The organism is Phenylobacterium sp. (assembly GCF_030693805.1).
Classification (GTDB): Bacteria; Pseudomonadota; Alphaproteobacteria; order Caulobacterales; family Caulobacteraceae; genus Phenylobacterium.
Map to the genome: position 1 here is coordinate 1 of NZ_JAUXZW010000146.1, position 9,304 is coordinate 9,304.

At 70.8% G+C, this 9,304-nt stretch carries 9 protein-coding genes; 4 read left to right on the top strand and 5 right to left on the bottom strand.

All coding sequences use genetic code 11. From position 1 onward, the window contains the following. The coding region (locus tag Q8M88_RS06385; RefSeq protein ID WP_305595531.1) for a molybdopterin molybdotransferase MoeA at window positions 1–820 on the top strand (820 nt) is incomplete at its 5' end. On the opposite strand, the gene Q8M88_RS06390 is transcribed toward Q8M88_RS06385, so the two are convergent. Beyond that, window positions 754–1,749 (bottom strand): XdhC family protein, encoded by a 996-nt coding sequence (locus Q8M88_RS06390; RefSeq protein WP_305595533.1) that lies wholly within the window; start codon window positions 1,747–1,749, stop codon window positions 754–756. The two genes, Q8M88_RS06385 and Q8M88_RS06390, sit on opposite strands and share 67 nt — an antisense overlap. Window positions 1,750–1,818: 69 nt before the next feature. Between Q8M88_RS06390 and Q8M88_RS06395 the strand changes: the two genes are divergently transcribed. After that, window positions 1,819–2,697, top strand: coding sequence for a bifunctional regulator KidO (locus Q8M88_RS06395; RefSeq protein WP_305595535.1), 879 nt, complete (start codon window positions 1,819–1,821; stop codon window positions 2,695–2,697). 44 nt (window positions 2,698–2,741) lie between these two features. Beyond that, window positions 2,742–3,440, top strand: a complete 699-nt coding sequence (locus tag Q8M88_RS06400) for a cytidylyltransferase domain-containing protein (RefSeq protein ID WP_305595537.1) — start codon at window positions 2,742–2,744, stop codon at window positions 3,438–3,440. Window positions 3,441–3,842: 402 nt separating this feature from the next. Here the strand turns inward: Q8M88_RS06400 and ald are convergent, their stop codons facing one another. Then, window positions 3,843–4,958, bottom strand: coding sequence for an alanine dehydrogenase (ald, locus tag Q8M88_RS06405; RefSeq protein WP_305595539.1), 1,116 nt, complete (start codon window positions 4,956–4,958; stop codon window positions 3,843–3,845). Window positions 4,959–5,006: 48 nt separating this feature from the next. Further along, window positions 5,007–5,678 carry a monofunctional biosynthetic peptidoglycan transglycosylase gene (gene mtgA / locus Q8M88_RS06410; RefSeq protein WP_305595547.1) on the bottom strand — a complete coding sequence of 224 codons (672 nt, stop codon included), beginning with the start codon at window positions 5,676–5,678 and terminating at the stop codon, window positions 5,007–5,009. 150 nt (window positions 5,679–5,828) lie between these two features. On the opposite strand from mtgA, the gene Q8M88_RS06415 reads away from it, so the two are divergent. Further along, window positions 5,829–6,491: a nitroreductase gene (locus Q8M88_RS06415; protein WP_305595541.1), complete on the top strand. Its 663-nt coding sequence runs from the start codon at window positions 5,829–5,831 to the stop codon at window positions 6,489–6,491. Between the two features lie 153 nt (window positions 6,492–6,644). Here the strand turns inward: Q8M88_RS06415 and Q8M88_RS06420 are convergent, their stop codons facing one another. Beyond that, on the bottom strand, window positions 6,645–7,592 hold the full coding sequence (locus tag Q8M88_RS06420; protein ID WP_305595543.1) for a toll/interleukin-1 receptor domain-containing protein: 948 nt from the start codon (window positions 7,590–7,592) through the stop codon (window positions 6,645–6,647). A gap of 117 nt (window positions 7,593–7,709) precedes the next feature. Then, the coding region (locus Q8M88_RS06425; protein ID WP_305595545.1) for a hypothetical protein at window positions 7,710–9,304 on the bottom strand (1,595 nt) is incomplete at its 5' end.

Here is a 9,304-nt window from a genome sequence, read left to right on the forward strand (position 1 = left end):
GCGCCAGAACGTGCGCCCGCGCGGCGGCGACTTCACCGCCGGTCAGGCCCTGCTCGGCGCCGGCGTGCGGATCGATCCCTGGCGGCTGTCGCTGGCCGCCGCCGCCGGCCGCCATCGCCTGAGCGTCGCCGCCCGCCCGCGCGTCGCCGTGCTGTCCACCGGGGAGGAGATCGTGGAGGCCCCCGCCACCCCGGGCGACTTCCAGATCTACGACTCCGGCTCGCCGTCGATGTCGGCCCTGGTCGAGGACTGTGGCGGACGCGTCCGCCGCGATCGCCCTGTCCGCGACACCCTGGAGGCGATGGTCGAGGCTCTGCGCGAGGCCGAGGCCGACCTCATCGTCACCATCGGCGGCGCGTCGGTGGGCGACCATGACCTGGTGCGCGTCGCCGCCGACGCCCTGGGCTTCACGATCAAGGTCGAAAGCGTCGCCGTGCGTCCCGGAAAGCCCACCTTCTTCGGCGTTTTGGACGATGGCCGCCGCCTGCTGGGGCTGCCGGGCAATCCGGCCTCGGCCTTCGTCTGCGCAGAGCTGTTCCTCAAGCCCATCCTGGCCGCCTACCAGGGCGCAGCGGCCGAACCGGTCCTGGCCAGCGCCCGGCTGACCGCGCCGCTACCGGCCAACGGCCCGCGAGAGCACTGGATGCGCGCCCGTCTCGACCACGCCGACGGCGCCCTCACCGTCCTGCCCTATCGCGACCAGGACTCTTCGCTGATCACCGTCTTCGCCCAGGCCGACGCCCTGCTGCGTCGTCAGGCGGGCGCGCCCGCCGCCGCGGCCGGCGATCTGGTGGACGTGCTGGCGCTGTCGCGCGCATAGCGCTGAGCCATGATCTCTCCGATCACCGAGACGGCGACTTCCCACGGCGCCTTGCCGCCGATGTCCAGGCCGATCGGCGCATGCAGCCGCGCCAAGGCTTCGGCCGTGACTCCAGCGCTGCGCAGGCGGGCCAGGCGCTCCGGCAGACGCGCGCGCGCGCCCAGCAGGCCGACGTAAGCGGCCTGCGACGGCAGGGCGGAGACCAGGGCCGCCTCGTCCAGCTCGATGTCGTGCGAGGCCACCGCCACCGCCGTCCAGGGATCCAGCCCGATCGCCGCCAGCGCTTCGCTGGGTTCGTCCCGCCGATAGGCGACGCCCGGCAGGGGCGCGGTCTGCGGACCCTTGGGGCGCACCAACGTGGTCTCGAAGCCTGACTGCGCGCCGAGCATCGCGATCGCCAGCGCCGCCGGATCGCCGCCCACCACCACCAACCGCAAGGCCGGCTCGTAGCGACGCGACACCGTGCCCGGCCACAAACGGACCGCGGCCGGCGGCGTACAGGCGCGCCGTCGTCCGTCGCTGACCCAGATCGCGGGCTCCCGCCGCTCGGTGAGCCCCAGCAGCGCGGCCAGCGCCGGATCGTCCGCCGCCACCCGCTCCACGAAGATCTCGATGCGCGCGCCGCACAACAGCCGGATGTCCGGCCACGGACTGCCTTCGCCATAGACGAGAGTGCGGGGGGCGTGGTCCCCCAGGCAGGCTTCAGCATGGGCGGCGACGTCGGCCTCGATGCAGCCGCCCGAAAAATATCCGGCGACGATGCCTTCAGCGAACACCATCTGCGTACCAGGCGGGCGCGGCCCGCCGCCCTCGACGACGGTCAGGGTGGCGAGCGCGGCCGGCGCATCGGCGGCCTTGGCGGCGGCCAGCGCAGGGCGGACATCGTCGGCCAGGCCGAACAACGGCCAGTCTGGAAGCGCTTGCGGCATGTCTCAGCTTAACTTGGCGGCAAGGTTCCAGATACGGGTTCTTTAGGCTCGGCGGTCATGATGCCCGCCATGAACGCTCCGCTCTCCAAGCTTGGACTGGGCTCCGGCCAGTTCGCCCTCGACCAGCTTCCGGCCGCCGGCCGCGGGCGTGGCCGTGACGTCGAAGCGCGCGACATCCTGTCGATCGCCGCGCGCGCCGGCCTGGGCGTCTTCGAACTGACCGGCCATTCCGCTCAGGCCGAAACCATCGTCGGCGGGATCATGCCGCGCCCCGTGCCGTTCCGCGTCGTGCTGTCGACCGTGCGGCCGGACCGCGGTCCTGACGTGGTCGAGGCCGAGCTGCGCGCGCAGCTGCGCCGCCTGGGCCTGGAGCGCTGCGACGCCATCCTCGCGCCCACCGCCACCGACCTTTTCGGGCCTCAGGGCCTGGCGCTCTGGGACCGCCTGAAATACCTGCGCGACCAGGGCCTGTGCCGCCGCATCGGCATGTCGGTCTATGCGTCCGACGACCCCGTCGGCCTCGCGCGCCGCTTCCGCCCGGACATCGTCCAGGCGCCGGCCAGCCTGCTCGACCAACGTCTGCTGGTCGACGGCTCGCTGGCCGAACTCGCCGCCATGGGCGTCGAGGTGCACCTGCGCTCGATCTTCCTCAACGGCCTGCTGTTCCTGCCGCCCGATCGCGCCCCGTCGCACCTGAAGTCGGCCGCCAGCCGCATCTCGCGCGCCCGCCGGCTGATCGCCGAAGGCCGCAGCGACCCCTTGCAGGCCGCGCTGGGCTTCGCCTTGTCGCGTCCCGAAGCCTCCGCCGTGCTGGTGGGCGTCTCCTCGGCCGCCGAGATGTCGGCCGTCGTCGCCGCGGCCATGCGCCCGCCCCCCGATCTCGACTGGGACGACATGGCGTTGGACGATCCCGCCGCCCTGGACCGTGGCCAATGGGCCGCCGCTTGATCTAGCGGTCGACCCTCTCCCTGGCTCAGAAGGAGCCTTCTTCGATGATCATCGCCATTCTACAGGCGCGCGCCGGCGTCCCCGATCTGCCCGACCGTGCGCTGGCGCCGTTGCGCGGCCAGCCGCTGATCTGGCGACAGGTCGAGCGCATCCGCATGGCGCGCAGCGTCGACCGGGTGATCGTCGCCACCTCCACCCGGCCCGTGGACGACCCGCTCGCCACCGTCCTGATCAGCCGCGGCCAGGCGGTGTTCCGCGACGACTCCGAACACCGCTTCATGCGCTGCGTGGAGGCCGCCGGCGGCGCCGAGATCGTCGTGCGCCTGAAGGCCGACTCCCCGTTCATCGACCCCGCCCTGATCGACGAGGCGGTGGCGACCGCGCGATCCACCCGCGCCGCCTACGTCTCCAACATCCTGGAGCCGACCTATCCCAAGGGCCTTGAGGTCGAGGCCGCCAGCGCCCACGCGCTGGGACGCGCGGCCTCCGGCATGGACGCCGAGGCGGCGGCCGAAAGCTCGCCCATGCGCTGGCTGCGCACCCGCCCCGCGCCGTTCCCGCAGGAAACCATCCGGGCGCCGCGCAACTGGTCGGAGATGGACTGGCGCGTCCGCACCCCCGCCGACCTCGCCTTCGCCCGCGGCGTCTACGACGCCATGCACGACGCCGACCCCGGCTTCGGCGTCCAGACGGTGCTCGCCCTCCTAGGCGGCCGTCAGGACCTCGCCCGTTGGGCGGCGTGAGTTAGGGCGGCGAAGTCACGCCCGGCCTCCTCCACGCCACCGACGTCATCCTCGGGCTTGTCCCGAGCATGACGTTCTGAGAGGTGGAGAGGCGTCGCCTCACCCCTGAAGGTGGCGCCGACCGGCGTCGCCTCGGCTTGAATCCCATGGCGAGCATTTTGCCTGGCGTCCCGGACCTCTCAAGGACGAGCGTGCAGCGCTCGCCGCGGCGCGGCCGGCCGCAGGCCGGTCCTTGACAGGTCCGGGTCGCCAGGCTCGCATCTTCCATGGGATTCAAGCCGCTGCCCGCCGCTAGCGCGACGGTCGCTTACTTGAGGTCAAACGGATTGCGGTTTGCGCGCTGACAGCCCGCTTGGGTCCCGGCTTTCGCCAGGATGAGCGGATTGGGAAGGGGCGTCCACTTTACCGCCCCCACGCCCCATACGCATCGACGAACGGCTTCCCCAGCGCCTCCGCCACCGCCGGGTGGGTGATGTCACCGGCGAGGACGTTCAGGCCCCTGGCCAGGTGCGGGTCGGCCCTCAGCGCCTCCAGGCCGTGGTCGGCCAGCGCCAGGCCGAACGGCAGGGTCGCGTGGCCCAGCGCCTCCGAGGCGGTGCGGGGCGCTGCGCCCGGCATGTTGGCCACGCAGTAGTGCACGACGCCGTCGACCACATAGGTCGGATCCGCGTGCGTGGTCGGCCGGCTGGTCTCGAAGCAACCGCCCTGGTCGATGGACACGTCGACCAGCACCGAGCCGGTCTTCATCCGCGCCAGGTGCTCGCGGCGCACCAGCTTGGGCGCGGCGGCTCCCGCGGTCAGCACCGCGCCGATCACCACGTCGGCCTTCAACACCTCCTCCTCCACCGCGTCCAGGGTCGAGTAGCGGGTGAGGATGCGGCCCATGAACATGTCGTCCAACTCGCGCATGCGCGGAATCGAGCGCTCGACCACCACCACCTCGGCGCCGAGGCCCGCGGCCATGCGGGCGGCGTTCATGCCGACCACCCCGCCGCCCAGCACGCAGATGCGGGCCGGCGGCACGCCCGGCACCCCGCACAGCAGCAGCCCCATGCCGCCATTGTGCTTCAGCAGCGTCTCCCCGGCGGAGAATACCGCGATGCGCCCGGCCACCTCCGACATCGGGGCCAGCAGCGGCAGCCCGCCCCGCGCATCCGTCACCGTCTCATAGGCGATCGCCGCGCAGCCTGAATCCAGCAGCCCCTGGGCCTGGGCGGGATCGGGCGCCAGGTGCAGGTAGGTGAACAGGATCTGGCCGGGCTTCAGCCGCGCCCACTCCTGGGCCTGCGGCTCCTTCACCTTGACGATCAGGCCGGCGGTGGCGAACACCGCCTCGGCGCTGGCCTCCAGCGTCGCGCCGGCGCGCCTGTAGGCCTCGTCTGGATAACCCGCGTCGGCCCCGGCTCCGGTCTCCACCACCACCTGATGGCCATGCACCACATATTCCCGCGCCGCGGTGGGGGTCAGCCCCACGCGATGCTCGTCAGGCTTGATCTCCCGCGGGACGCCGATGCGCATGGGGCAGCTCCTTGATCGCCGCGCGGCCCATGGCCGCCCGATCCGTGACTAACGCAGCACGCAGGCCGCCAGACCATCGCGGCGCACGGTTCCCGCCGCGGCCCCGATCTTTCCCGAGCGGCGCTTCATCTTCGGTCCGGGCGTCGCGGCGCGCCATTTCAACGGGCTGGGCAGGATCGCCGCCAGCCGCGCCGCCTGCACCGGCGAAAGCTTGTCGGCGCCGACCCCGAAATTCCGCCTGGCCGCGGCCTCCGCGCCATAGACGCCTGGGCCCCATTCGATGGAGTTGAGATAGACCTCCATGATCCTGGGCTTGCCCCACAGGAACTCGATCAGCACCGTGAAATAGGCCTCCAGACCTTTGCGCACGTAGGAGCGCTGCGGCCACAGGAAGACGTTCTTGGCGGTCTGCTGCGAGATTGTCGACCCGCCGCGGATTTTGTTCGGCCGCCGCTCGTTGTTCTTCATCGCCTTTTCCATGGCCGCGAAATCGAAGCCGTGGTGGTCGCAGAAGTGCGCGTCCTCGGCCGCGATGACCGCCCGGACGAGCCTGGGCGAGATCCGCTCCAGCGGCCGCCAGCGCCGGTCGAAGCCTCGCCCCTCGACCGTACGCTCAATCATCAGATAGGTGATCGGCGGCGGCACGAATCGATAGACCGCGGTGACCAGCACCGGCCCGATGAACCCGAACACCACCACCAGCGTGAACAGCGTGCGCATCATGCGGCCAAACAGGCCGCGGCGCGGCGCCTTGGGTTCACGGGTGCGGGCACGTTTGGCGTTCACGCGCGGCTTCCTTGCGTCACCCCCAGGGTCCGTGCTTGCGATGCGCCGCCACCCTGGTCAAGCCGCGCAAAGGAGCGCCCGCCCATGAACGTGTCCGAAGCCGTCGCCAACCGGATCAGCATCCGCGCCTTCAAGACCGACCCCGTGCCGGGCGCGTTGGTGCGTGAGATCCTGCAGGCCGCGGCCCAGAGCCCGTCCGGCGGCAACCTGCAGCCCTGGCGCGTCTATGCCCTGGCCGGCGAGGCGCTCACCGAATTCAAGGCCCAGGTCGCGGCGAACCCTCAAGGCCAGCCGCCCCAATACGCCGTCTATCCGGCCAACCTGTGGGACCCGTTCCGCACGCGGCGCTTCCAGAACGGCGAGGACCTCTACCGGTCCATCGGCATCCCGCGCGAGGACAAGCCGGCGCGCCTGCGCCAGCTCGCCCGCAACGCCGAGTTCTTCGGCGCGCCGGTGGGCCTGTTCTTCTGCCTCGACCGCAATCTCGGCCCGCCGCAGTGGGCGGACCTCGGCATGTTCATGCAGAGCGTGATGCTGCTGGCCGTGGAGCGGGGGCTGGACACCTGCCCGCAGGAATACTGGGCCAACCACTGGCGCACCGTGGCCGATTTCCTGCGCCTGCCGGACGACCACATGGTGTTCTCCGGCATGGCGCTGGGCTATCGCGACGAGGCGCACGCGATCAACACCCTGCGCGCCAGCCGTGACCCGTTCGACGTCTGGGCCGAAATGCGCGGCTTCGACTAGATCCGCGCCCAGCTAGATCCCCGCGAAAGCGGTGACCCAGGTTTTTGCGTGTTTTGGCGGGCCGGAGGACTTTGGGCGGTTCAGGCTCAGCTACAATAGAAACGCCTGGGTCCTCAGTGGGTTGGCGGCGGGGGTCGGCCGGGCAGGTCCGCGTCAGAACGGGATGTCGTTCGACGGATCTTTCTTCGCGGCGACTTCGCGATCGCGGGGGACGGCCTTGCGCTTCGGGCGGGCGACCGGTTTCTCGTCCTCGACCAGCACCGCCTGAGCGGCCAGCAGAACCGGGGCCGCGGCGACGGCCTGCACGGGCGCCGCGACCGGCGGCGGCGCAGCGGCGACCTGGACCGTCGGCGCGTGCTTGCCGCCCAGCAACTTCGGCGTCGCCAGGCCGATCACCGCCAGGGCGGCGACGCCGGCGGCTACCAGGGCCGCACGCAATAGTCCGGGCGAACGGCGGGCCGACGCCTGGTGTTCGTCGTCGGCCTCATCTTCCGCGTCTTCGTACTCCACCTCGACTTCAGTGTCGTCGTTGGCCAGCACCGGCAGCGACGTGGAGTAGGGGTCGAACGCCTCCTCGGGCTCGGCCTCGACCTCGGGCTCCTCAACGGGCGCAGCCTTGGCGACGCGCGGCTTGGAGGGGGTGATGCCGGGTGCGATGACGGGCGCGGGCGTCGCGGCCTGGGAAGGCGCCTCAACGGCATGGCCCTCCAGCGCTCGGCCGATGCGGCGGCACAGTTGGTCGATCGACGATTCCCAATCGGAGAACACGTCGATCCACTGCCGGGTGGCGAATTCGTAGGCGAAGGCGTCGTTCGGCGTGACGTCCTCAATGCGCAGCGGGATGACGATCAGCTTCTGCTGGCTGGCCAGCGCCAGCTCCTTGGTCATCTCTTCGGAGGTGTTGGAATTCGCAGTGAAGACCAGCAACATGATCTTCGCGCGCCGCAGCGCCTGGACGATCGAGACCTGGAAATTCTCGCCGGGCTGGATGTCGCGGGCGGAAATCCAGCAGGCGAACCCACGGCTTTCCAGCGCTGAACACAGCGTTGTCGCCACCTTCACGTCCTTAGACGCAAAGCTAATGAATATACTGGCGGACATTACAACAATCCCATCCCCCGAATGAGCTGCTCAATTCGTAGGACCGTGGAAACAAAAAACGCAACCTTAATATTCGGTTAACGCGGTAAATTATGCCTAAGTGACCGCGTCGGCGACTCACAGACGGAACAGGCGCCTACGATCTGTGCCATCCCGCCAGTGGCTGGATTCGGCGAGATGGACGTTGACGGCGGCGCGTCCGACGTCCTGAAGCACGCTGTAGGATGGCGCCGGTCCGAGGCGTTTTGCGAGGCTGTCGAGGGTGTTGGCGATCCGGCGGCTGCGCGCGCTGTGTTCCTGAAATTCGAGCTTGGCCTCCAGTGCGATGCTGGCGGCCGCCACCGCGGGCACCACGGTGCCGGTCATCGAGACCACGCCGGAGATCCAGTGCGGCAGGTCGTGCCCGAAGCCGAACCCGTGCACGGTGACGTAAAGCGCGAACACCACGAACAGGAACAGCAGGCTGACATCCTCGACGATGTGGATCCGATGGGCGATCCGCGCCTCCCTGATGCTGATCGCGTGGTGATAGGCCGCCTGTCCCTGCACCAGCTCGTTCATCGCCCAGGCGCCCCATGAGCGCACGCGCTCGGCGTCGAAGGGCCCGTTCGGCAATCCCGCCAGCCGCGCGGCCTCGCGCCCCGGACGATTGTCGAGCTTCACCGCCCCGGGCGTCGCGCCGCCGACGCCGATCACCCAGCCGGCGCGCGCCAGCCGGATCTGTTCGGCCAGGAACCGCTGTTCGCTCCAGCGTTCGTGCTGGCGGGCGTCCCGGGCGGTCGCCCAGACCAGCAGGCCCAGGGCGCTGAGCGCCAGTTCGATGCAGACCGCGGTCACCTTGAACTCCGGCCACACCGCCGGCGCGGAGCCGACCAGGGCGGCGGTGATCATCGCCAGCACCAGCAGCACCAGTTCAGACCGGTGGATCGCCGACAGCCGGTTGGCGATGCGGTCGGCCCGAAGATAGACCTCGCTGAGCAGGACGAAGCCCGGCTGGGCGGCCAGGCTGGCCGGGACCGGCACGTCGGGCGCCGACATGTCCACGCGTCCCCCCAGCAGGCTGCGGAACGTCGCGTAGGTCCGCCAGAGCGAGCGGTGCAGGAACTCGTCGAGCTTGGCCCTCCACCCGGCGACCGGCTCGCGCGGCGGGGCCGGCGTCGCCGCGGCCGGCATCAGCAGCTCGCGCAGACTGTCCTCGGTGGCGATCTCCACGTGGTCCAGCCCGCCGCGCTCCAGCAGCTCCTGGAACTCCGGAAAGTGGAAATCCCCCGGCAACCGCTCGGGGCGGATCAGCCGGATCGGATGCGGCTCCATCGGTTTGATCCACAACACCGGCAGACCGACCTCGAGCGCGCAGAGCACCGCGTCGGCGGTGCCCCCGGCGCCCTTCGCCGGACCGCCGGTCCAGACCACCACCACCAGGTCGGCCGCCTCGACGATCAGCCGCGTTTGCTTCAGGTGCGGATTGCGCCCCTGGGCTTCCGCCGCCGCGCCGTCCAGCAGGGTGACACCGTCGGCCAGACCGCCCGGACCAACCTTTGAGACGTCGGGATCGTCAAGGAACGGCAGCACCGCGTGCACCGGCCCCAGCCCCGCCTCGCGCCAGGCCGCGGCGGCCAGTTCGTCGGCGCCCGACGCCAGGCCGCTGAGCAGCCGCGCCTCGCCGACGCCGGTCGCCTTGATCAGCGCGAACGTCGCGGCCAGCGCCGCCG